The organism is Butyricimonas synergistica DSM 23225, assembly GCF_000379665.1.
Classification (GTDB): domain Bacteria; phylum Bacteroidota; class Bacteroidia; order Bacteroidales; family Marinifilaceae; genus Butyricimonas; species Butyricimonas synergistica.
Window position 1 is genome coordinate 15,632 of sequence record NZ_KB903369.1, and the last position, 23,216, is coordinate 38,847.

Genomic DNA, 23,216 nt, shown 5'->3' on the forward strand with positions numbered 1-23,216 from the left:
AGTACAGTATTGTAGTGATTTGTCCTAATATTGAACTGCATTTGCATTCTAATTTGTCCTAGACTGGGCGGTTTCCCACAATTTACTCTAACAATACCGTCCATTCTTTTTTAAGAACCTCCGAAAGGATATGCTAGACATCTAAAAGAGCTGAAAAAATAAATCGATTTTTTGTAAACATTTTATACCATGTGTTTGTCTTTACTTTAAACAGGCGATTGTAACACGAAAGTGATTCATATAGTCGTTGTTTATCACACAAATTAAGCATGACTATATTATGCGATGTTAAATTGATCCTATTAATTATGAAAAAAAATGTATTTGTTATGTTAGTTATGTCGGTCGCATTATTATTTTGCTCGTGTAGTAATGGCGATCATGAAGAGATGGAAAAATCTATTCAGACAACCACGTTTGAATTGATTAAGAATCAGCAACTTTTTTCTATTGGCAATTTAGTGCCGAATTTAGTCGAGGTGAAAGGTGATGTTGCAACAATCGGATTTCATAAAAGTGCGCGCTTGTTTTCAATAACTTTGACTGACGATTTGAGTTATCAGAGTGTTGAATACCTCAAAAAGGCGATGCGTGATAAAACTCCTCTTGAAATTTCGATACTAAATTCTAATAGTAAAGAAATAGGAAAAATAAGTGAATCTCCTGATTGTCATATAAATTTCGTGTCAGGAAATATAACGCCTTTATCTTCACGGGGAGCTGATGGTTGGGCAATAGATATAAGCCAGTTTGATGATCTCATGGCGGAAGCTAGGAGAACTATAAATTGGGATTACATTGGGGATGGTTGTTATGCTCGTGCACATGCGGTACGAAGAATGTGTGAAAGGATGGGAATCGCATGTGATAAAGTATTTATATATGGAAGTTTTTCCATCACTTCCCCAAAATTCGATTGTGATGTTTATTGGAGATATCATGTTGCGGCGGCGGTTTATGTCCAGTATGGCGATCAGGTACTGCAAATGATGATTGACCCTGCACTTTGTCCTTATAGCTATGATGTAACTTATGAAGAATGGAAAAACACGCTTGGTGGTTATGTAGAAGCTGAATATACTGCTTATAGTGGGATATATTATATGAATAAAAATGGGGGGCAAACAATGTATGATGATTTATATTTGGACACAGATACGACTCTCGATATGTATAAAAATGCTAAGGGGTGCTGATGTGTCTCTTGAGCTTCGTAATTTTGATAGATAAAAATTATTTGTATGAAAACAAGATGTTTGCAATCATTAATGATGATCATTTTCTCATTAATAATTTCCAGTTGTGGTAATAGTAAACTTTTACAGGTTGAAGATTCTTTAGAAAAACAATCAATGGAAAAAGACAATAAAGTTATTAGCAATACATGGTTGGTGGAAAAAGTGAGTTCCATATCTTATTATGAGAATAATAGTACTACTCCATACTACATTATTGGCCTGGGGATTAGTGCAAAAGCGTATTTTGTCTATCCTCATGATAAAGATTTTGAGAAAATAATGGACGTTTTAAAATATAGTGCTAAAAAACAAAAATCAATTAGTATTATTGTTCAGCTAGATTCTAATAATAGATATAAGATTATTAGTGCTAAAAAATAGTATCAATTAAGGGTGGCGTTATTTCATAGAGAGAATGTTTCAAGAACTTCAAATTCTCCAAGAAGGAGTGTTGTGGTGGAAAAATTGAGAAATAAAAAAGAGGCTCATTTTGAACCTCTTGGGTGGGCGCTGAGGGAACTGAACCCTCCTGCTGTATCTTTCAACGTGTTATATTTCAATGAACAAAGGGGAGTAACTCTTAAGTAACTCTTTGCTTTCTACCAAATGTCTTGTCTTGGCAACATTATTATCTCGATGTAATGATAGGGGAAATTAATCATATAATCAAGTAAAAAACAATCTATATTCCAAAATAACAACCTAATTCCGTGAATTTTACGTCGATTTCGTCAGCATGATCGAGATTTAATAAACTTGGTAAGAGAGTGAAACTCTTTTCTCTGCTTTAGTGTTTCCATTTATAAATCATGATATTGATTCTTTGAATACTTCAAAAAAAGAAAAAAAATCTTGCATATCTAGTATAAGCGTGTTGTTGCTGTCATTTTATTGGATAAAGAAGATATATGGAGATAAGGAGTTGTTATATATGTTGATGAATACAACCTGTCATAAAATGGCAGGTTGTGTTTCCTTTGTATGAAGTTAATTCATAAAAAAAGAGGCGTTTTTAACAGTATTCAGCTAAAGGTAGAGCATATCTCCTTTTTCGGCTGCTTCTTTTATCAAATTGATAAGCATAAGTAGGCGGTCACACATCATTGCGGGAGTTAAAACGTTTCCTCGCATATTTTCATAAACTCGTCCTTCTTTGGTTGTGTAAGTAAAATAATAAAGATGCTCGAATTGAAAAATTCGGAAATCAGAATTTTCGACATCGGGAATTTTGGCTTTAACATTTTGGATTTTTTCTCCAAAATCATGCATCATTGTACAGGGAATCCACTTGGAATTTTGTTTTTCAGTTGTTAATGTGTACGACTTACTACCTTCCTCTTGTATACCAAGCATGGCAAAATCGTCAGGTTGGTACAAAGACAAGAGAAGATTTTCGGGCGTTGGATCGTCATAAAACTTATCCATATCGAAGCGGTAGAAGTGCAAGAACTCCACGTCATTGTTTTTAATGGATGCAATTTTGGAAAGCATCGTGCTGGAAGAACGGCTCTTACTCCCGAGTGAGTCCGCAAAAGAAACGATTGATTCAATGATGCTTTTTTGTTCTTTCGTTAATTCTTTTTTGGGAGATTTATCTATTTCATTGCATCCAATGAAGCTGATAACAATTAAGATACATAATAATGTTTTCATAGTTAAAATATTATTTCTAGTGGGTTTGGATTTCCTATTGTAGACAATATACCGCTATCTGGGTCACAATATGTGATTTCGTAGAACGTATCGGACACTTTTTTTACTCCGTAAAGAACAGCTAGATGATAACATCTTGAATTGTGTAAGGATAGAAATGCCACATTTACGTCTTGACCGTATGAAAGCAAGTCCCATAACGTAGTCAATTGACCTTGAATAGGTGCGTATTTTTGTGATAAGAAATGAAGAATCTCGTACCTGGGAACGCCGGCGTTTTTAATACATGGGTAGAATTTATGGGGAGGTATTACAACATCACAACAATCGACATTTGGGATGACTATTCCATCTCTAAAAGATATCCAGTTGTGAACCGAAACACATTGTGGAATACCGAAGGTCATTTCCATGCACGCGTGGACACACCACGTTTCTTCTTTTTGCGTTGTTGGTCGGTCAAAACAAGATGTAAACCATGTTGTTTGATCTGAAAATGAGCTTGTTAGAGGAGATGAGCTTGTTAGTGTCAATAAAAAAATTATAAAGATTGGTATTTTCATAGTATTTGTTTTATATGTTATAAAAAGTAATTGAATGAATAATCAATTTATAATGTAATCTTTAATTTGAATGATGAGCACAAGTTATGAAAAAAATGATAAATGAATAGATTATATCGGGAAAAAACTATTGCAGATGCCGTCCTGGATAGGATTGTTCACCAGGCTATTCGAATTGAATTACACGGGGACTCTATTAGAAAATTGCAAGCTAAAAGATAAAATTACTATATTTGTGAATAAAATTTAATAATAATAATGGCATACCGGTAGAATTTTATGCGCGCGTACAACGAGATAATTTAGCCGTTTCTGGGAAAAATTTACAGGGGGGCAATTTCCAATTGTGTTCCGCAGACGGATAATCTGCAATAAATTGTTGCTTCGGTAGGGGGATTAGATTCTCCCTTTTTTTTCTTACCTTTTTTGAGGTAGAAAAGAATCGCGAATGTTTCTCTCATAATTTTTTAGGTTAAAATTGCATTTTGAAAACTGATTATGATATAATTATGCTGTGCCAAATCGCAACACGGGATAGAAAAGAGTTACTCCAAAATGACTTAAATTGAAAGGAGTAACGATTAAGTAACTCTTTGCGATTTTTTCTGACTATTTTAGGTCATTTTTTTGGCTTGAAAGAAACGATAAAAAAACTGTAAGGTTTTGATACTTACAGGTTTGTCTTTTTCTCGTCGCCTTTTGGCTTTTTTGGGCTGTGGGCGCTGAGGGATTCGAACCCCCGACCCTCTGGGTGTAAACCAGATGCTCTGAACCAGCTGAGCTAAGCGCCCGTGTTGCTTGAATGCGGATGCAAATGTAGTGCATTTTTTGAATACTGCAAAAGATCGGTGATTTTTTTTGAAAAAAAAATAGAAATAATTGAGGAGGGGATAAATTGTTTATGTCCGTTTTTTTGATATGCTTGTTGTAATAATTTAAGCGAGAGGATGAAAAAGGGAATATTTAAGCCATACCATTATAGAGTTAACCTCGTTACAACTGCTGTATGCCGAGGCGCTCCGGATCGTGAAAGGGATACCTCGCTGGAAATCTGGTGAATTCAGGGGTGAAAAAACACGGGTGTCCTACACGATACCTGTAAATTTCAAGTTGAAGAAATAGGTTCGTGAGAATATTTTTATAAAATAAACATCAATTATTATGTGTATTATATTGAAAATAAGAGATAATAATTATGATATATAAGATTATGAAAACAATCGATTTGATCTATAAGATTATCTTCTTTACATTTGTAACAGAAAAACAGAAAGAAAGTATAATAATAAAAATCAATAGATATGAAAACGAAAAATTTAATCGGACTAGAAGTAGAGAAATCACAAGAGATCGTGAATCATTTGAATGATTTGTTGGCTAACTACCAATTGTATTATCAGAACGTGAGAGGATTCCACTGGAACGTGAAAGGACGCGGGTTCTTCCAGTTGCACGCCAAATTTGAAGAGTATTACAACGACGCTATCGAGAAAATAGACGAGATTGCAGAACGCGTGCTTACGTTGGAGGGAACCCCGTTACACTCGTATTCGGCTTACATGAAAATATCCGAAATCAAGGAGGTAACGGGGCTTTCCAACGGGTTGGAATGCGTGAAGCAAATCATGGATAGCCTGGTGATTTTAATCCGGAAGGAGAGAGAAATTTTGGCACTTGCTGCCGAGGCTGGCGATGACGGGACTCAGGATATGCTGAATCCTTATATCACCGCACAGGAAAAGACTTTGTGGATGCTACGAGCATTTTTAAGTGAATAAGTTTAAGTTTGAATTTGTAACCGCGCGGGCTACCGGAATTTCCGGTAGCTTTTTTGCTATATAGAATAAAACATCCTTTCGGGGTTGTTAGCCAATAAAGGTGATATTTTAATTACTATATTTGTATCCATAATAAATCTAGATCATCGTGAATATGTGGGAATATATCGTTATTGGAGTTATGGTTTTAGCAAATCTGGCGTTTTTCTTGTATTATAAACGTAAGGTGTCAAAAATGCATGAAGATGTTGTTGAAATGATGCCGGAGAAGATCATCAGTTCTGTTCCGGATATGATTTTCATGGTTGATGGACAGTTGGATATACAAAAAATATATAATGCCGATTCATCGAAACTATCCTTGTCCGCGGAGGCATTGATCGGAAGGAACTTGAAGGATTGTGTCGATCCGGAATGTATGGAGAACGTGTCGGCGAACATACGGGAAGCTCTGGCGACCGGGAAAGTACGCGAGTCGGAGTACACGATAACGATGAATGGCAAAAAGGTGTTTTACGAGGGGCGTTACAAGCGGGTGCAGGATAACCTTGTGGCTTGCTTTGAACGCGATATCACGCGGCGGAAAAAGACGGAAACGGAAATAAAGCAGAACGAACGCCTGGTGAACGCCGTCTTGGATAACATGCCGATGCCGTTGATTATTAAAGATATTGACGACGATTTGAAATACGTGTTCTGGAATAAGCAGTGTGAACTCTTGGGAGGATACACGCGGGAAGAGATTATCGGCAAGAATGATATTGAGATATACGGGGAAGAACGGGGGCGTTATTACCGGGAGGTAGATCGCGGGATCATAGAGAATGGCGGCTCCTACCGGGAACAGGAGGAGTACTTGACTCCCGACGGGGTGAAGCACGTTTCAATCGTGAATAAAAACGTCGTTTCGAATGATGTTCACCATTGGTTGTTGGCTACCCGTTGGGATATTTCCGATTTGATACATGTTCATGACCAGTTGCAGGAGGCGAACCGGAATTTAAGGAGGATACAAGAAGTCAATCAGTTGATACTAGATCACTCGAATAGCGGGTTGGTGTACGTGAACACGGATTATATCGTGGAATGGGAGAATCTGGCAAAATACTCCACGCATCCGTTAGCGGGCAAATACAAGCAAGGGGTGTGTTGTTACCGGAACGTGATGGGGCGGGAGGAACCTTGCCCCGGTTGCGTGATGCGGGAAGCCATGTTTTCCGGCAAGGTTGAGGTTAAGGAATTGGAGTTGGAGGGCGATGTTGTCGTCGAAGTGGTGGCGACGCCCGTCTCCGGCGTGAAAGGCGGGAAACCCCGGGGAGTGGTGTTGAAATACGAGGATGTGACCGAGAGGCGTCGTGTCGCGAAAGAGTGGTTGCGGGCGAAGGAGGCGGCAGAGGCTTCCGATAAATTGAAATCGATGTTCCTCTCGAACATGAGCCACGAGATCCGCACGCCCTTGAATGCCATCGTGGGATTTAGCGAGTTGCTGACGCAAACGGAGGAACCGGGGGAGAGGGAAGAATATATCGCTATCATCCAACGAAATAACGAGTTGTTGCTACAATTGATCAATGATATTTTGGATTTGTCGAAGATCGAGGCGGGAACGCTGGAATTTGTTTACACGACGGAGGATATGAACGAGTTGTTGCACAGCCTTGAGCTGAGCAGCCGCCAGAAGATCGTTGATAACCCGGATGTCGAGATCGCTTTTACTTCCCGGCTGGACGAATGCGTCATCTACACGGAGAAGAATAGGGTATTGCAAGTGTTATCCAATTTCATGAGCAACGCCCTGAAGTTCACGACTCGCGGGCACGTGTATTTCGGGTACGAGCGGAGGGGGGGATGAGCTACGTTTCTTTGTTTCCGACACAGGACGAGGCATTCCGGCAGACAAGCAATCCGATATTTTCAAGCGTTTTATCAAGCTGGACAGTTTCACGAATGGGACGGGGTTAGGGTTGGCGATATGCCAGACCATCGTGAACAAACTGGGAGGAGCCATCGGCGTGGAATCTGGGGAAGGGCAAGGGAGTACCTTCTGGTTCACGTTGCCTCTGAAACCGGGGGATAACGTACAATAACACGAAGTACAAGTTAAGGGGTAATCCTATACATAACCCGAGTGAATTCAACTTCATTCGGGGATGAGTACCGGTGCAGTTCCGTGTATAAAGCTTTTAATATACTATAGGTTCGCTGTAGATTCGCTGTTCTAATACAGGGAATCTACAGCGAACCTACAGCGAATCTACAGCGTTATATACGGTAATGTACCGGAATTACACCCCGAGTATTTTGGAAGTCATGGGTGCCTTCCCCTTGTTTAGGGTTGATATAATCCATAGATTTCACGGGTAAATCTACTAGAAAACAGAACCTTTAGGCTTGTTTTTCGAGGTCGGCACGGGATTTACTCTGTGTCACGAGGTAGACGCCGAAAAAAACGAGGGCGGCGGCAACGGTTTTTTCCCACGTGAAGACGTCTTGCCCGATGAGGATTGCCACGATCGAGGCGATGATGGGTTGGGCGTTGTTGTACATGCTGACCGTGGTTGGGCGAATACGTTTCAGGGCGATGGGGACGAGCAAGTAGGCGACCCCGGTTGCCATGATGACGATATAAAAAAGGCGCAACAGGGCGTTTAGGTCGAGTACCGGTGTCGTGAATATTTTGGATTCGCTGAGTTTGTCGAACCCGAGGGGGAAGGCGATGAGGGTGGCGAAGAAGAACATCCATTTCATGAGGGTGATTGGGGAATAGCGTTGCGAGATAGTACGGGTGATGATGAGGTAGGTGGCGTAGGTCACGATGTTCACGATGCAAAGGAGGTTGCCAAGCATATTATGGGGGCCGCCACCCGCGGGGGAGGATTGCAGAATTAACAACAATGCCCCGCATGCCCCGATAAAGACCCCAGTTGCTTTTTTGCCCGTGATGGGTTCTTTCAGGAATGCGGCAGCCATGAGCATCACGATGACGGGTGTCATGGCGGCGATGAGGGAGATGTTAACGGGAGAGGTGTATTGCAGGGCGACTGCGAATGACAGTTGTGCCCCGATAAGCCCGAAAAGGGCGGCGAAGAATAGTATTGCCAAGTCTTTGACACTTACTTTTTCCCGGGGAATAAACAGGGAGATACACCAGAAAATGACGGTGGCACTCGACATCCTGACCAGTGTCAGGGCAAACGGGTTAATCCACTCGGGAACGAGCGTTTTAGCGATAGGCGTGTTCAGCCCGAAGATAACGTTGGTCATCAGTATCGCGATGTGTCCTTGCCATTTTTCTCTGGTCATTGTGAATCGGAATTAGGTGTCAGGTACAAAAGTAGGGCTAAAATCAGAGATATGTTTCGGGATTTTATTAATTTTGAAAATTAATACTGAATGTGGATTTGTATTTGTTCGGGAGTGTCGGGGCTTTAATTGATATAGGAATATGGAAGAACGCCAGGAATATCGGGACATGGAGGTTTTGACGAGGGATTTGAAAGCAGGCAAAGAAGCTGCTTTTGATTTTCTTTTCCGTACTCGTTACAAGAATTTGTGCCGTTTTGCGGCGACGTTCGTGGTGCATTTTGACGTGGCGGAGGATATCGTGCAGGAGATTTTCGAGAAGATATGGCAGAAAAGTGCCCGGATAGAGGAAGGCGAATCCATTGACAGTTACTTGTTTGTTGCTGCACGAAACGCTTGTTTCACGTACTTGAAGAATAAGCGGGAGCGGGTGGATCTGGAGGAATTGAAGTCGCAATTGGAGGCTCCCGAGGAAGTGGTCGAGTTCGATAACGCGGAGTTGAATCGCTTGTGGGTGGAAATCGAGAAGTTACCCCTGCAATGTAAGGCGGTATTCAAATTGGTCGTGCTGGAGGATATGAAATACCGGGAGGTGGCAGAAGCCTTGGATATTTCGGTGAACACGGTAAAAACGCAGGTCAAGATTGCCTATAAGACCTTGAGGGAAAGTTTGCAACGAGAGCAATTCTCTCTTATTCTGTTGCTTTACGGGCGGAAATAATAAGGTTATATCTTTTTTGAAAAAAAATCTCTTTTTTCTTCACCCTGTTTTTGAGTTTTGAAGTACTCTATATAAAAAGCATGAAGAATGAAGATAAGTGATAGAATATACGAGTTGATTTCCGGAAAATTGAACGATGCTTTGTCGGCAGAGGAAGAACGGGAACTGGCGGGTTGGTTGGAGGCTGACGGGGAGCACGAGGTGATTTTCGAGGAAATGAGGAAGCTGCATACACAAGCGAAGTTGTTGCGGCGGGAGTTCACGCCGGATGTGGAAGGGACGTTGAGAAAGTTGAAAGGACATGGAAGGAAACAGGTCGGGATGCGTGTTTGGTGGAAGTACGCGGCGATGTTTATTTTGCCGTTGGGGATAGCGTTGGTTTTATGGCAGGGGTTGAAGGAAGAGAGAGAGAAACAACACAGGCAATTCAGCACGGTGGCTCGTCCGGGGTCGGAACGGGCGGTTTTGAGGCTTTTTGACGGGCAGACGGTGGTGCTGGATAGCACGTCGGGGAGCACGTTGTTGGCGAAGAGCGGGAACGTGCGGGTGGAGGTGGATTCCAATCGGTTGTTGCGTTACTCGCCGGAGGACACGGTGACCGGTTCACGGGAAATGAAGAACAACGAGTTGATTGTACCGCGGGGCGGGGAGTACCAGATCGAGCTGGCGGACGGGACAAGGGTATGGTTGAATTCGGCGACGAAGCTCATTTTCCCGCGAAATTTCACGGGGGGCGAGAGAAGGGTGGTATTGTCGGGCGAGGCGTTTTTCGAGGTGGCTCGGGACGAGAGCAAGCCTTTTATCGTGGAGACTTCCCGCATGGACGTGAAGGTGTTGGGTACGCGGTTTAACGTGAATGCTTACGCGGATAATGACGAGGTTTCCGCCACGTTGGTGAACGGTAGCGTGGAGGTGTCCTCGGGCAAGCAGAAACCGATGGTGCTGGTGCCCGGCGAGCAGGCTTACGGGAATGCGGGTGAGTTGGAGAAACGGGAGGTGAACGTGCGGTTGTACACCTCGTGGATCGACGGACGGTTCCTGTTTAACAATGCGGAGTTGGAGGAGATTGCGAAGCAGGTTTCCCGCTGGTATGACGTGAAAATATTTTTTGCGAACGAGAGCGTGAAGAAGATCCGGTTCACGGGTGGTATGGTGAAGTTCAAGCCGCTGGATGATCTGATCCGGATGATCGAGAGTACTAGCCCGGTGCGTTTCAGCGTGAAAGGGAAAACGATAGTGATTTCGGAGGAATAAATAAATACCGGAAATGTATAGCGACATTCCCGGCACTTGATAAATAATGTCTTGCCCGACGTTTGGCGATGGAGGACAAGACGAATTATGAACCTTAAAAACAAATGTATGAAAAAAAATTGTGATTTGGGGCTTTATCTCCCCAGATGGCTAAAAAAAATTTTATTAGTCATGCGAATAACAGGAATTTTATGTTTGGTGTGCGTGATGCATTTATCGGCAGCCGTTTATTCCCAGACGGCTCGTATCAATTTGAAAATGAAAGATGCTACGATCGAACAGGTGCTGAACCGGATAGCGGAGTCGACGAAAATGGATTTCTTTTACAGCAATTCGAAGATTGACGTGTCGAAGAAGGTGAACGTCGACTTTTTTGACACCACACTGGAAGAGGCATTGCGCACGATATTTAAGGGAAGCGACGTGAAGTTTGAGATTGCGGATAATTTCGTGGTCATTCATTATGTGCGTGCGCTGGTGGCTGCCGATACCTTGAAGAAGATCACGGTGACGGGTACGGTGAAGGATTCGGAGGGGATGACGTTGCCGGGGGTGACTATTCAGGTGAAAGGCACGACGATCGGGTTCACCACGAATGTTGAGGGTAAGTTTAATTTCGATTTGCCGCAGCGGGATTCACTGGTGTTGATTTTTTCGTATGTCGGTTTCCAGAAGCAGGAAGTACGGCTAAAGAAGGATAACAAGCCACTGAATATCGTGATGAAGAATGATTTGGCGGAGATCGACGAGGTGGTGGTAACCGGAATTTTCAATAAGCCGAAAGAGAGTTTCACGGGAGCGGTGAAGCATATCACGAAGGAGGATATTATGGCGTTCGGGAGCCGGAATTTGTTACAGACGTTGAGTAATATCGATCCTTCATTTTTGATCCGGGAGAATAATACGTATGGTTCTGACCCGAATATATTGCCGGAAATTCAGATTCGGGGGGTGTCGAGTTTGCCGGATATCACGAATTTACAGACGTATGCCCGTGCGGAGTTGAATCAACCGTTGTTCGTGTTGGATGGTTTCGAGGTATCGCTGGAGCGGGTGATGGACTTGAACCCGACAGACGTGGAGTCGGTGACGATATTGAAGGATGCGAGTTCCACGGCTATATACGGTTCCCGTGGGGCGAATGGCGTGGTTGTTATCACGTCGACTAAGCCGCGGCAGGGTAAGTTGAAGATTTCTTACACGGCGGGATTGAGTCTGGAGATTCCCGATCTTTCGAGTTATAATTTGTTGAATGCGAAGGAGAAGTTGGACGTGGAGGTGCGTGCGGGGTTGTATGATGATGTTTCGACGAGGTACTTGTACGAGGAGGCTGCCCGGGGTGTGGCAGAGGGTGTGGACACGTATTGGATCGGCAAGCCTGTCCGCACGGGAGTGGGACAACAGCATACTTTGGGTTTGAGCGGAGGTGACGAGCAGTTTCGTTATAATTTGTCTTTGGCGTATAATTCCAACCAAGGTGCGATGAAAGGGTCTTTCCGGAATAATTTTAACGGTTCGTTGTCTATCAGTTATTTGTTGAAGAATCTTCGTTTCACGAATACGGTTTCCCTAGGATTGAATAATTCGGAGGACAGTCCTTACGGGACGTTTTCGGATTACGTGAAGATGAACCCGTACTGGTATCCTTGGGATGAGGAGGGCAATCTGGTCCCCACGTTCAACACGTTCCCGAATTCGGGAGGAAGTACGGTTGCCAACCCGTTGTACGATGCCTCGTTGCCGAGTTTTGACAAGACGAAATACACGAATATCCGAAATCAGCTCCGGGGAGAGTGGGATATTTTTAAAGGCATGAAAATTGGCGGAGGGTTCGGCTACACGAAACAAACGGATCGAAGCGACCGTTTTCAACCGAGGTCTCATTCCGGTTTTTTGCAGGTGTCGGATGAGGATTCCAAGGGGAGCTATGACTGGAGATACGGGGAAATGTCTTCTTACCAGTTTGAGGCGACAGCCAGTTACGGGAATACTTTCGGGCGGCATAGTGTTTATGCCGGGGCGAACTGGAGTATGCAGGAGAACCAGAATAGCCAGTACACGATTTTGTTACAGGGGTTCCCGAATGATAATTTGAATGATATTTCTAATGCAAACAGGTTTGCCAGGGAGCGTCCCACGTCGACAGAGACAACAAGGCGTCAGATCGGAATTGTGGTGACGGCGAACTATAATTTTGACAGCCGTTATTTCGTGGATTTTTCTTACCGTACGGACGGGGCTTCTTCTTTCGGTTCGAATAAACGGTTTGCCCCGTTCTGGTCTGCCGGTATCGGCTGGACGGTTAGCCAGGAGAAATTTATCCAGAATCATTTGCCTCAGATCGAATTGTTGCGCTTGCGTTATTCTTATGGGGTGACGAGTGCTTTAGGTTTTCAGCCTTATCAGTCGTTGACGACATACCAGTATGATTGGACAAGCCGTTATCGGGGGAATATCGGGGCCACGATGCGGGGTATCGGTAATGATGATTTGCGTTGGCAGAACACGTACCAGCATAATTTGGGAGTGGATATTTCTTTATTTAACGGGTTGATTGCTATAAACGGGAATTATTATCATAAGGAGACGACGAACCAGATTTCTACGTTGGGGCTGACTTATTCCCATGGGTTCGACGGGTACACGGAGAACTCGGGGACGATGCGCAACGTGGGATTGGATTGGGAGCTTTCCGTTTATTTGTTGCGGAATAAGAATATATCTTGGTCAGCACGGGCGGCATTTTCTCATAACAAGAATACGATCGTGAAGTTGTCCGAGGAGATGAAACGGAGAAACGAGGAAACGATTAATAATCAGACTGGTGCTTTTATTTATTTGCAATACCGGGAAGGGCAGTCGATGGATGCTATTTATACCTTTATTTCGCCGGGAGTTGATCCGGCAACGGGTAGAGTGCTCTATATGGATAATAACGGGAATGTGTCTGACGGTTATGATATGTATTCCAAAGTGTATTGCGGGAACGAGATTCCCAAGATCAACAGCCGTTTGAGTACGGCGTTCCGTTACAAGACGCTGTCTGTAAATTTGAATTTTGAGTTGAGGCTCGGGGGGCAGAAGTTTAACCAAACGTTGTTGGATAAGGTGGAAAACGCAGAAGTACGTTTTAACGTGGATCGGCGGGTGGCTACCCAGCGTTGGGAGAAACCGGGTGACGTGACCCGTTACAAGGGGTTGAATAATGACACGAATACGCCGGCTAATTCCCGTTTCGTGGCGGATGAATCGACGTTTATTCTTCGGAATGTAAATATTCAGTATGATTTTCCCCGTCGGATAAGTAAATTCTTCGGGATGGAACGGTTGAGTGTATCCGGTAATTTGAATGACTTGTTTTATCTTTCCACGATTGAGCAGGAACGGGGAATTAGTTATCCGTTCTCTGTCAGACCGTCATTTTCATTATCATGTACGTTTTAAATAGAGATATTATGAAGAGAATGAAAATATTTGCATGGGCTATTTTGATTGTAGCAGGATTGAGTGCGTGTACGGATTGGTTGACGGTACAACCTAAGACGGAGGTGTCAAAGGATGATATGTTTAAAAGTTCGGGAGGATTTCGCGATGCTTTGATCGGAGTGTATACCTTGATGCGAGAGAATAATTACGCTCCCGACGGGAATCTGGTGACCGGGATGGTGGAGTATATTGCCAATCTTTGGTACTCGGAGAGTAACACGGAGTCGGGAGATTTTGCGGCTCATAATTACCGGGGAGATGCGGTGGAAAGGGCTAACGGGGAATTGTTTTTACAACAATATAAGGCGATCACGAATTTGAATCAGATGTTGGCGTACGTGGAGAATGGTGTTTTGACGAATCGGGAATATGCCTTGTATAAAGGAGAAGCTTTGGGATTGAGGGCTTATCTGCATTTCGATTTGATACGTTTGTACGGTCCGATGCCGACGAATGTACAGGAGGGACGGCGTTATTTGCCTTACGAAACGATGGTTTCCTTGGAAAATTATACTTATTCGACGTACAACGAGTATATGGGGACGTTAATTGCTGATCTGGATTCGGCGGAGGTTTTGCTGGCTCGGGTAGACCCGATCATCACAACGTCGAATTCGGTTTTGAATGCTGCTAATGAATACCGGCAGAACCGGATGAATTATTATGCGGTTTTAGCCGAGAAGGCTCGGGTGTATTTGTGGATGGGAAATCGGGCAGAGGCGTTGCGTTATGCCCGTTTGGTGAAGAACGCTGCCTTGGAAGGGATTACTCCCCAGTTCACGCTGGGTCCGACTTCGGCTCTCGGACCGGTAGGGGGAAGTGGCAGTAATGATTTCGTGTTCTTTAACGAGCAGATATTTGCCGCGTATATAGAGGATTTTAATGATTCGCAGATGGCGTCAGCATCCAACTCGTACCAGTATCAAAATAATTATTGGATAGAGGAGTTGTTTCCGGTAGTAAACGGAGAGACGGATATCCGTTTGTATCAATGGTATTCATCGACATGGAATGCTTCGGCGGGTATGTACAAGCGTTCCACGAGGAAGTATTCCGGTTTGAGATCGACGGAAACTACAAATGCTTCCCCGTCCCGCGGGGTGCCTCTGATACGGCTTGCGGAGATGTACTTGATTATCGCGGAATGTGCACCGCTGGATGAGGCAAACGAGGTGTATCGTGAATTGTTGAACAGCCGGAATGCCCCAGTGACGACGTTGACGGAGACGAACCGGGAAGAGGTGCTGACGACGGAGTACATGAAAGAGTTTTACGCGGAGGGACAGATGTTTTATGTTTATAAACGTCGCGGGACGGAACAGATGCGTTGGAGCAGCCACACGTGTGGGGAGAGCGATTACGTGGTGCCTTTGCCCCGCAGAGAAACGAGTATAGAAGATAGTTATTAAAAATGGAAGTCATGAAAAACAATTTATATCTATTTATTGCGTTGCTGCTCTTGTGTGGCGGGTGTGAAAAGGCGTTGCCGGGTTTCGCGGAAGAGTGGCATGGGGTCCAATTTATACTGGACGGAGGATATAACGCAACCCTTAATGATCGGGTGAAGAGTAATTATTCGTTTTATGGTAAAGATGCATCGCTGGTGCAAGATACTGTTTGGGTGAGAGTGCGCCCGCAAGGGGCGTTGCCTCAGAGAACCAGCTATGTACGTTTTGAGCAATTTCAGGAGACTCGTTGGGATTATGAGTATGACGAGTTGGGGCACGTGGTCGATTCTACGCTTTACGAGTATCCCGACCAAGCGAAGCCAGGAGTGCATTACGTGGCATTCGATGATGCCCGGGTTGCGGGTTTGATGAAATTAGAGGAGGGGGAGTTGGAAGCCCGGATACCTGTGATCGTGTTGCGCGATGTTTCTTTGCAGGAGAAGCCTTACACGTTGAATTTCAGGATTGTGGATTCCGATGATTTTTCGGCGGGGGATAGCCACTATTGCCAGGCACAGATCGTGATAAGCGATTGTTTGGTGCGACCTCTCAATTGGTCTTGGCGTTTCGGAACTTGGAGCGTGGTACGGCATGATTTTATGAACCGGGCTTCGGGAGTATTTTGGGATGAAGATTTTATTGCATCCGTGAATAGTAACGAGGAGTTATTGAGTTATTACATTTACGTGTTCAGGAGGGAGTTGGTGAAGGAAAATGCAGCCCGGGCAGAGGACGGTTTGCCCCCGTTGAGGGATGACCCGAATGACCTGAGTACCGAGATCGCTTTTAATTAGGTTATGAATTAAATGAATGAATGAGATGAAATCAAATAGATATACATTGTTGTTGGTGTTATTTGTGGGGCTTTTCCTCACGTCTTGTTATGACAAGGATAACACGATACACCGTTTGCCTGATTTGCAGATAACGAATATTTCGGTGGGATCGGTAAAGACGGGAGATGAGTTGAATTTACACCCGATTGGGATGTTGGGAGGCGAAGAGGTGGAATGCACGTATCAATGGTATCGTTATCATGGCAATGAACCGGAATTGATTTATGAGGGGCAAGATTTGGTGTGGCGGGTGGATACGACCGATTTTGTAAATATCGGTTTGGATGTGACGCACGTGGAGACGGGAATCATGATTTCCGAGGTGTATAATTTCAAGATCACTCCCCGTATCGAACGCGGTTGGATTGTTTTGAAAGAGAATGCTGAGGGGAATACGGATATGGATGCTTTTCTTATGACGGGTAATGATGTTATGGAGTTGGCAGAGAATTTGTTGGCGGAGCCGCTGGAAGGGAAACCGGTGGCATTGCTTGAGGCGGGGAAGTACTATTGGTATCACCCGATCACTCTTGTGCGAGAGGAAAGATTAGAATGTTTGTTACCCGTGAGCGAGAAGAGTATTGGGTGGTACCGGATTAAAGATGAGGTGATGATGTTGTCGGGTGATGATATGTTTTATGAACCTTCTCCCGTGGCGACAAGAAAATTTGAGGCGTCGGGAGCTTTTGGATCTACTATTGCCATAGCGTTGGTGGACAACGGAAGGGTTTCCCGGACGCTTGCCTCGTATTCGGGTTCAAGGTTTATGCCGGAAATTGTCGGAAACTATAAATTAGCTCCTTGGTTGATTACCGGGGTGTCTATGAATCTGCTGGTAGGGTACGATGAGCTTACTTCGTCTTTTGTTATGGTGGGTGATGATGCGTTGTCTTATTTCCCGAATACTTACCGGGAAGGGGATGATGTACAAATTTCCAGTAACGGTATGGATGCCGATCTGTTGTTTTTCGGGCAGACACATGGGAATCTGGATCCTAATTATTCGTCGTATCCTGCTTATGGTCCGGGAATCGGTTATGCGTTGATGAGGAAAAAGGGGAATACGGAACAAGTGGAATTGTATGGTTTGAATTTCAGGGAAGCCACGAGTTACGGGACTATTTATAGCCCGATACGTTTTCATCGGACGATAGAAGTTTCTGCTTGTCCTGAGTTTGCATCAGCAGACTTCTACACGTTGCATCAGGATAAGAAGATTCTTTATTTCGTGAAGGATAATGTTTTGCATTATTACGATATTGAGAATGACCGGTTCGTGAAGGATTGTCATGTGTTTGATGGGGAGGTTACTTTCTTGAAATTCGTGGGTAATAACTATGATCTAAGTGATTCGTGGGATGCCATTCAGTATAATTATACGTTTAACCGTTTGATGGCGGCTACTTGTTCCGGGGAAGATTATAGCGTGTACACTTTTGAAGAGAATGATAATGGAAATTTGGTTTTAAGACCGGAGAGAACTCTCGAGGGGCGTGGAAAGGTGAAAAAGATGTTGTGGTACGGGTATAATCCGACAGGATTTTTGTCCAAGTTACCTTCAAATATTTACATTTACAATTAGTTGATTTATAGTTCGGATGACCTCTTCGGTGCGTGTGGAGGTCATCTATTTTAATTTTTGTGTTATGAAGAAATTTTTATTATTTGTTGTGGCGTTATTGATGCTGCAAGTGGGGGCTTTTGCCCAAACGAATTTTGAGGAGTTGACACTGGATAAAGCTTTGGATAAAGCGAAGGCAGAGGGAAAGTTGGTGTTTGTTGACATGTACACGTCGTGGTGTATGCCGTGCAAGTATATGGCGAACACGATATTCCCGAAAGCGGAGATGGGGGAATACTTGAATCCCCGATTCGTGTGTTTGAAGATAAATGCGGAGGAGGGTGAAGGTGTGGAGATCGCTAAACGATATGAAATTGCGGCTTTCCCTACATTTTTAATATTGAACACGAGTGGGGTGGTGCAACATCGGATTGTCGGGGGAAGCGAGACGGTTGCCGATTTTATCAAGCGGGTTGCCGAGGGGTTGGATGAGAATACGGCAATCGGGGTACTTGCCGCCAGATACGAGAAGGGCGATCGGGAGGTGTCTTTCCTGGCGAATTATGCTAGGGCTTTGTTGGCGGTTGATGATCCGAAAGTGTTGGAGGTTGCCGAGGTGTTGATCAAGGGATTGAGTGACGAGCAACGGGTAGATTCGGCTTACTGGTTCGTGTACGAGCATCCGGCGTTGACTCCGGTGGGGTCGCCAAATATGGAGTATTTGTTAGCGAATGCCGTTCGTTTTCAGAAAAGCGTGGGGGAGGAGCGTGTGAACGAGAAGATTGCAACCGCCTTTGATTTAAAGTTGACGAATATGATCACGGGACGGGATAAACAAAGCGGGGTGGAGGCGATTGATGCGATAGAGAAAGAGATGGAGGGGTATAAGTTCCTGAGCAAGCCTCGTTTGAAGATGTTTGCCGAGATAGCCCGGGCACAGCGGAGCGGGGATATTGAAAAGTTGTTGGCGGTTTGTGAAAGAGATATTCCACAGATTGAGCATGAGCATTTGTTGGCAGTGTTTTTTCCTTTGTCGTTGACTATTAAACGAAATGGGGATGCAGGACAACAGGAACGGATATTGAAGCTGGCAAAGAAACTCTTGGAGGAAACGACGAATGATAAGTTTAAGTTTTCGCTAGGGCAATTTATCCCGTACGCATTGGAGAAAAAGTGACCGAATGGAAAGATATTGTTTCAGATGGTTGGGTGTTGGCTTGCTTGTCCTTTTTTTGGGGACAGCAAGTCATGCACAAAAGGTGGTTTACCGGGATTATGATCGGCTGGGGTGGGCGATACTCGATTCGTTGAAGCGTCCGGGAGAGGCTTCTTTGTTCAAGGGAATGAGTACGTTGAAACAGGAATGCCGAACGCTGGTCGAGGAGACTACCGTAGACGTGAAGTCTTGCCCTGCCGGAAAACGGAAGTTGAAACCGAGGGAGATTATAGAGGATAGGCAGGGGAGTGTGTTGATGATGTTTAAGTATTTACGTCCCACGACCCGTCCGGAAGCAATAGAGCCGTGGGCTACCGCGGTGGTGTTGTCGGAGGACGGAGTGTGCGTGACGAATTGGCACGTGTTCTGGCAATTGATTGACACGATTGCACGGTTGGATGCGCGGGATAGTCTTCTTTTCGTGGCGACAGAGGCAGGGAAGGTATATTCGATTGCCTCGATTCTTAGTTATAGCCGGAGTGGGGATTTGGCTTTTTTCAAGATTGATACCCGGGGAGACCGCTTGGAACCGATGCCGATGGGGCAAGACATTGCGGTGGGAGAGAATGTGCATGCATTGACGAATCCGGCGGGGTATCCTTACGTGTACACAAGCGGGGTGGTTTCCCGCACGTTTACCAAGGAGGCGAATAATCCTTTTGGCAACCGGGTGGAGATCACGGCAGATTTCGCGAAAGGTTCCAGTGGGGGACCGATTATGGATGACCGGGGAAATATGATAGCCATGGTGTCCTGCCTTCACCCGATATTTTATGTGGAGCAACCTCCTTCTGATAAGCAGATGGGGATAAAGGAATGTATTCCGGTAAGTTCGATCATGCGGTTGATGAAGGGGAAGCGGGATTGATTTTATGGATGTTTAGAATAAAAAGAATCAGGTATGAAAAAGTATTTATATATTTCGTGTGTCATTTTTTTGTTGTTTGCCATTTCCCGGGTAGCGGAAGCCGGGAATCGGGCGGACACGACCGAGTTGAAAAAAGGGGATAAATGTCCGGAATTCGTGTTTAAGGATGCCGGAAAGAAGGATCACACGTTGCGGGAGTTCAAGGGAAAATATGTCTTTATTGACGTGTGGGCTTCGTGGTGTTATCCTTGCAGGAAGGAGTATCCTTATTTACAGGAACTGGAGAAAAAGATGAAGGGGCGGAATATCGTTTTTGTCGGGATTTCTTGTGATGATGCGGAATGGCGTTGGACGGGTGCGGTGGGAATGATGGAGGGAGTGCAATGGTGGATTGCTGGGAGAGAGGCATTTATGAAGGCATTCAAGGTGGACCGAATTCCTCGTTTTATTTTGTTGGATCGGAAAGGACGGGTGTTGAAATTGGAAATGACAAGACCTTCCGATGCGAACACGGAGAAGTATTTAATGGGTTTGAAGGGGATAAAATAGTTTTTATAGATTGTTTTTAATAGAGTAATTGTTATGAGGAGAATGGTGAAGACTTTGTTTGTGTGGTTTGTGTTTGTGAGTGGCTGTTGTTCTTGTGTGCAGAAGGCAAAAGATATGGAGTTAGTGTTGCATTTGCCTATGGATTATTCTTTCGAGATTAGTTTGGAAACAGCGGATACTATTTTGAATTTAGTGGTGGATAGTACGAAGACGGCAGTAGCCCGCTTGCCGTTGGCGAACAGTTGTTACGGGCGATTGTGGGTGGGGGATAGGCATTTCCCCTTGTGGTTGGAGGCGAGTACATCGTTGGATGTCACGTTGGAAATGAACGTGCTCTATTTTAAAGAAAACTCCGAGAAAATCAATGCTTATTTGAACCGGAAATGGTATAATTCAATCAATTTTCGGGATTATGGCATGGAAGATCTCTCTTTTCGGACTAAATTGGACAATATGGTGCAGGAACAGGAGCAGGTGTTGGACACGAGTGGATTTGATCCGTTTTTCATGAATTTGGAAAGGAAACGCATGCTTTATGACCGGCGTTATGAGTTGGCTTCCAATATTGTTTACGGGGGACAAGGAGACCGGACACTTTCCGGGGATACATTTATGGAGTTGCGGGAAAGTTTGACGGAAGATTCTACCGCATGGGGTATATTGGAGTATGCGGAGTCTGTCCAACAAGCGATTCACGTGTTGGCTCGGATGGAGGAGTCTTCTGTTAATTCGAAAACTTTGTTGATGAATGTATTGAAGATAGCGACGGAGAATCTGAAGGATATGCGGTTGATTGAATTTGTGGTGGCCCGGAGCGTGTTATCATACGTGAGGTCGCACGGGATGGAGGGAATAGAGGAGATGGAGCGTGTTTTTCAAGAACGTGTAAAACGGACGGATTATTTGGCTGAATATAATCAATACATTGAACGAAACAAACCTTTGCTAAAAGGGCAACCGACTGTTCCTTTCACGTTTCAAGATGTAGAGGGGAAAGACGTGAGTTTATCTGATTTGAAAGGGAAGTATGTGTATATAGACGTGTGGGCAACGTGGTGTGGACCTTGTAATGCGGAGATCCCTCATTTGAAAGTGTTGGAGAAGAAATTGCATGGACGAAATATTTATTTCGTGAGTATTTCTTGTGATGAAAGTAAAGAAGCATGGTTGAAGTTTGTTAAAGATAAAAAGTTGGATGGCATTCAGTTGATTATGGGAGAGGATCGTTCGTTTATGGAATCCATTCTTTGTAGTGGTATTCCTCGTTTCTTGTTGATTGACAAGGAGGGAAATTACGTGAATGCGAATATGTCCCGTCCCTCGGATCCGAAGACGTTGGAGGTATTGGAGAATTTACCCGGGTTGTAAAACAGAATGCGTGCTTTTGACTGGTATGGAGTCGTTCCGGTATGTTCCGGGGCGACTTCTTCTTGTTTCTTTTGAATTAATTTCCGTTATTTGTGGTTGTTATCTTATATACAGGAAAGAATATGATTGCGAAAAAGGATATGGAATACTTTGTGACGCAAGCGCACCGGTATGGCGCAGTGGGGTTGATGCTTTGCAGTAGCGGGAATTTGTCTTGGCGGATCGGGGAGAAGGCTCTCGTTTCGGGGACGGGGTCGTGGCTGCCTGTTTTGACGGGGGAACGGGTGGCGGTATGTGATGTCGTGACAGGGTTGTCGGAGAATGGGGTGCGACCTTCCATGGAGAGTGTTTTTCACCTCGGGGTAATGCGGGAACGGGCGGACGTGAACGTGGTGTTGCATTTCCAGTCGGAGTACGCTACCGTGGTGGCTTGTATGAAGGAGAAACCGAAGAATTTCAACGTGACGCTGGAAGTGCCTTATCACGTGGGGGAGATCGCTGTGATTCCTTATTATTGTCCGGGTTCGCCGGAATTGGCACAAGCGGTTATCGAGGCGATGCGGGATCACGATGCCGTGTTGATGAGTAATCACGGGCAGGTGGTGTGCGGGAAGAATTTTGATGATGTGTTGCAGCGTGCCTTGTTTTTCGAGATGGCTTGTCGGATTATCGTGCAAAGTGGGGGAGCCTATGATGTACTTGGAGAGAAGGATGTGGAGGATTTGAAAAGATTACGTTTTAATTCTCGATAATTATTTGCATCTTTGTATTAAAAAGACAGGAGTTTAGTTAGAATTGGCTGATGTAATATGGAGCATTTTATTGAAAACGTGAACAAGAAACGGGAGGGGGCATGGAGTGAGTTGTACAGGAGGTTTTATCCTGCTCTTTGTAACTATGCCTTGAAGATCGTGAGAGATGCGGATGTGGCGGAGGATGTTGTTCAGGATTGTTTCATTAAAATATGGGATTCATATATTCAGTTTGAAGATGTGCCGTCATTGACGGCTTATTTGTTCCGTGCGGTGTACACCCGCTCACTGAATCTGGTGAGGGATCTGGGATATGCCCAAGGGTTGCACGAGAAATGGGGAGAAAAGATGCTGGAGGAACAGGAGGAGATGGATCCGGTGATCGAGATTGCGGTGGAAGAGGATGTCGTGAATAAGTTTTATGCTATTATAGATGAATTGTCCGAGCAACAGCGGGAAGTGGTGTTGATGAGCATGGATGGAGCGAAGGTGAAGGAGATCGCGGAGAAGTTGCATATCAGCGAGAATTCCGTTAAAACTCAAAAAAAGAGGGCTTATGCTTATGTACGTGAGCGTTTGGGGGAAGGACTCGGGGCGATACTTTTCTTGTTATTCTCGTGAA

Annotated in this window: 20 protein-coding genes, 1 tRNA gene and 1 pseudogene; 19 read left to right on the forward strand and 3 right to left on the reverse strand. The window is 44.5% G+C overall.

Going from position 1 to position 23,216, the window contains the following annotated elements; genetic code table 11:
• Positions 1-308 precede the first annotated feature (308 nt).
• The gene (locus tag A3CY_RS0115565) at positions 309-1,196 is read left to right on the forward strand and encodes a protein-glutamine glutaminase (RefSeq protein WP_040371922.1); all 888 of its coding nucleotides are present in this window, start codon (positions 309-311) and stop codon (positions 1,194-1,196) included.
• A gap of 45 nt (positions 1,197-1,241) precedes the next feature.
• Positions 1,242-1,619 (forward strand): hypothetical protein, encoded by a 378-nt coding sequence (locus tag A3CY_RS21295; protein WP_155828401.1) that lies wholly within the window; start codon positions 1,242-1,244, stop codon positions 1,617-1,619.
• Between the two features lie 645 nt (positions 1,620-2,264).
• Here the strand turns inward: A3CY_RS21295 and A3CY_RS0115575 are convergent.
• Entirely contained in the window at positions 2,265-2,891 is a 627-nt protein-coding gene (locus A3CY_RS0115575) for a hypothetical protein (protein ID WP_018338864.1), read from the reverse strand.
• A gap of 683 nt (positions 2,892-3,574) precedes the next feature.
• Here A3CY_RS0115575 and A3CY_RS23365 point away from each other — a divergent pair.
• Positions 3,575-3,676: pseudogene (locus tag A3CY_RS23365) on the forward strand (ATP-binding protein); the annotation flags it as partial.
• A gap of 494 nt (positions 3,677-4,170) precedes the next feature.
• On the opposite strand, the gene A3CY_RS0115590 reads toward A3CY_RS23365, so the two are convergent.
• Positions 4,171-4,245, reverse strand: a tRNA-Val gene (locus A3CY_RS0115590).
• 187 nt (positions 4,246-4,432) lie between these two features.
• Here A3CY_RS0115590 and A3CY_RS23515 point away from each other — a divergent pair.
• The 4 genes from A3CY_RS23515 (at position 4,433) to A3CY_RS22560 (ending at position 7,319) form a co-directional block, all read left to right on the forward strand.
• A complete protein-coding gene (locus tag A3CY_RS23515) occupies positions 4,433-4,576 on the forward strand; it encodes a hypothetical protein (RefSeq protein ID WP_394330668.1) in 144 nt (47 codons plus the stop codon).
• 179 nt (positions 4,577-4,755) lie between these two features.
• Positions 4,756-5,232, forward strand: a complete 477-nt coding sequence (locus A3CY_RS0115595; RefSeq protein ID WP_018338866.1) for a Dps family protein — start codon at positions 4,756-4,758, stop codon at positions 5,230-5,232.
• 154 nt (positions 5,233-5,386) lie between these two features.
• Complete coding sequence (locus tag A3CY_RS21305; protein WP_018338867.1) at positions 5,387-7,084, forward strand: sensor histidine kinase; 1,698 nt, start codon at positions 5,387-5,389, stop codon at positions 7,082-7,084.
• Positions 7,085-7,118: 34 nt separating this feature from the next.
• The gene (locus A3CY_RS22560; protein WP_240388173.1) at positions 7,119-7,319 is read left to right on the forward strand and encodes a sensor histidine kinase; all 201 of its coding nucleotides are present in this window, start codon (positions 7,119-7,121) and stop codon (positions 7,317-7,319) included.
• Positions 7,320-7,617: 298 nt separating this feature from the next.
• Here A3CY_RS22560 and A3CY_RS0115605 read toward each other — a convergent pair whose 3' ends face one another.
• Positions 7,618-8,535, reverse strand: coding sequence for a DMT family transporter (locus A3CY_RS0115605; protein WP_026207743.1), 918 nt, complete (start codon positions 8,533-8,535; stop codon positions 7,618-7,620).
• Between the two features lie 142 nt (positions 8,536-8,677).
• Here A3CY_RS0115605 and A3CY_RS0115610 point away from each other — a divergent pair, with 142 nt between their 5' ends.
• From A3CY_RS0115610 to A3CY_RS0115665, 12 genes are all read left to right on the forward strand, one after another.
• Entirely contained in the window at positions 8,678-9,256 is a 579-nt protein-coding gene (locus A3CY_RS0115610) for an RNA polymerase sigma-70 factor (protein WP_018338870.1), read from the forward strand.
• Positions 9,257-9,343: 87 nt separating this feature from the next.
• Positions 9,344-10,510, forward strand: a complete 1,167-nt coding sequence (locus A3CY_RS0115615) for a FecR domain-containing protein (RefSeq protein WP_018338871.1) — start codon at positions 9,344-9,346, stop codon at positions 10,508-10,510.
• A 108-nt stretch (positions 10,511-10,618) separates the two neighbouring features.
• Positions 10,619-13,954, forward strand: coding sequence for a SusC/RagA family TonB-linked outer membrane protein (locus tag A3CY_RS0115620; protein WP_026207745.1), 3,336 nt, complete (start codon positions 10,619-10,621; stop codon positions 13,952-13,954).
• 11 nt (positions 13,955-13,965) lie between these two features.
• Complete coding sequence (locus A3CY_RS0115625) at positions 13,966-15,405, forward strand: RagB/SusD family nutrient uptake outer membrane protein (RefSeq protein ID WP_018338873.1); 1,440 nt, start codon at positions 13,966-13,968, stop codon at positions 15,403-15,405.
• Positions 15,406-15,416: 11 nt separating this feature from the next.
• On the forward strand, positions 15,417-16,238 hold the full coding sequence (locus tag A3CY_RS0115630; RefSeq protein WP_018338874.1) for a DUF4843 domain-containing protein: 822 nt from the start codon (positions 15,417-15,419) through the stop codon (positions 16,236-16,238).
• Between the two features lie 25 nt (positions 16,239-16,263).
• Entirely contained in the window at positions 16,264-17,862 is a 1,599-nt protein-coding gene (locus A3CY_RS0115635; protein WP_155828405.1) for a hypothetical protein, read from the forward strand.
• A gap of 64 nt (positions 17,863-17,926) precedes the next feature.
• A complete protein-coding gene (locus A3CY_RS22200; protein WP_169503688.1) occupies positions 17,927-19,018 on the forward strand; it encodes a thioredoxin family protein in 1,092 nt (363 codons plus the stop codon).
• Between the two features lie 4 nt (positions 19,019-19,022).
• Positions 19,023-19,925 carry a S1 family peptidase gene (locus A3CY_RS0115645; RefSeq protein ID WP_018338877.1) on the forward strand — a complete coding sequence of 301 codons (903 nt, stop codon included), beginning with the start codon at positions 19,023-19,025 and terminating at the stop codon, positions 19,923-19,925.
• A 33-nt stretch (positions 19,926-19,958) separates the two neighbouring features.
• The gene (locus A3CY_RS0115650) at positions 19,959-20,474 is read left to right on the forward strand and encodes a TlpA family protein disulfide reductase (RefSeq protein WP_018338878.1); all 516 of its coding nucleotides are present in this window, start codon (positions 19,959-19,961) and stop codon (positions 20,472-20,474) included.
• A 33-nt stretch (positions 20,475-20,507) separates the two neighbouring features.
• Positions 20,508-21,842, forward strand: a complete 1,335-nt coding sequence (locus A3CY_RS23370) for a TlpA family protein disulfide reductase (RefSeq protein WP_081619489.1) — start codon at positions 20,508-20,510, stop codon at positions 21,840-21,842.
• Positions 21,843-21,964: 122 nt separating this feature from the next.
• Positions 21,965-22,594: a class II aldolase/adducin family protein gene (locus tag A3CY_RS0115660; protein WP_018338880.1), complete on the forward strand. Its 630-nt coding sequence runs from the start codon at positions 21,965-21,967 to the stop codon at positions 22,592-22,594.
• 57 nt (positions 22,595-22,651) lie between these two features.
• Positions 22,652-23,215, forward strand: coding sequence for an RNA polymerase sigma-70 factor (locus tag A3CY_RS0115665; protein WP_018338881.1), 564 nt, complete (start codon positions 22,652-22,654; stop codon positions 23,213-23,215).
• The last annotated feature ends 1 nt before the right edge of the window (position 23,216 follow it).

Excerpts from the sequence above, each read along its gene's own strand:
- A3CY_RS0115565 (WP_040371922.1), top strand. The coding sequence starts at position 309 with ATGAAAAAAAATGTATTTGTTATGTTAGTTATGTCGGTCGCATTATTA.
- A3CY_RS21295 (WP_155828401.1), top strand. The coding sequence starts at position 1,242 with ATGAAAACAAGATGTTTGCAATCATTAATGATGATCATTTTCTCATTA.
- A3CY_RS0115575 (WP_018338864.1), bottom strand. The coding sequence starts at position 2,891 with ATGAAAACATTATTATGTATCTTAATTGTTATCAGCTTCATTGGATGC.
- A3CY_RS0115595 (WP_018338866.1), top strand. The coding sequence starts at position 4,756 with ATGAAAACGAAAAATTTAATCGGACTAGAAGTAGAGAAATCACAAGAG.
- A3CY_RS21305 (WP_018338867.1), top strand. The coding sequence starts at position 5,387 with ATGTGGGAATATATCGTTATTGGAGTTATGGTTTTAGCAAATCTGGCG.
- A3CY_RS0115605 (WP_026207743.1), bottom strand. The coding sequence starts at position 8,535 with ATGACCAGAGAAAAATGGCAAGGACACATCGCGATACTGATGACCAAC.
- A3CY_RS0115610 (WP_018338870.1), top strand. The coding sequence starts at position 8,678 with ATGGAAGAACGCCAGGAATATCGGGACATGGAGGTTTTGACGAGGGAT.
- A3CY_RS0115615 (WP_018338871.1), top strand. The coding sequence starts at position 9,344 with ATGAAGATAAGTGATAGAATATACGAGTTGATTTCCGGAAAATTGAAC.
- A3CY_RS0115620 (WP_026207745.1), top strand. The coding sequence starts at position 10,619 with ATGAAAAAAAATTGTGATTTGGGGCTTTATCTCCCCAGATGGCTAAAA.
- A3CY_RS0115625 (WP_018338873.1), top strand. The coding sequence starts at position 13,966 with ATGAAGAGAATGAAAATATTTGCATGGGCTATTTTGATTGTAGCAGGA.
- A3CY_RS0115630 (WP_018338874.1), top strand. The coding sequence starts at position 15,417 with ATGAAAAACAATTTATATCTATTTATTGCGTTGCTGCTCTTGTGTGGC.
- A3CY_RS0115635 (WP_155828405.1), top strand. The coding sequence starts at position 16,264 with ATGAAATCAAATAGATATACATTGTTGTTGGTGTTATTTGTGGGGCTT.
- A3CY_RS22200 (WP_169503688.1), top strand. The coding sequence starts at position 17,927 with ATGAAGAAATTTTTATTATTTGTTGTGGCGTTATTGATGCTGCAAGTG.
- A3CY_RS0115645 (WP_018338877.1), top strand. The coding sequence starts at position 19,023 with ATGGAAAGATATTGTTTCAGATGGTTGGGTGTTGGCTTGCTTGTCCTT.
- A3CY_RS0115650 (WP_018338878.1), top strand. The coding sequence starts at position 19,959 with ATGAAAAAGTATTTATATATTTCGTGTGTCATTTTTTTGTTGTTTGCC.
- A3CY_RS23370 (WP_081619489.1), top strand. The coding sequence starts at position 20,508 with ATGAGGAGAATGGTGAAGACTTTGTTTGTGTGGTTTGTGTTTGTGAGT.
- A3CY_RS0115660 (WP_018338880.1), top strand. The coding sequence starts at position 21,965 with ATGATTGCGAAAAAGGATATGGAATACTTTGTGACGCAAGCGCACCGG.
- A3CY_RS0115665 (WP_018338881.1), top strand. The coding sequence starts at position 22,652 with ATGGAGCATTTTATTGAAAACGTGAACAAGAAACGGGAGGGGGCATGG.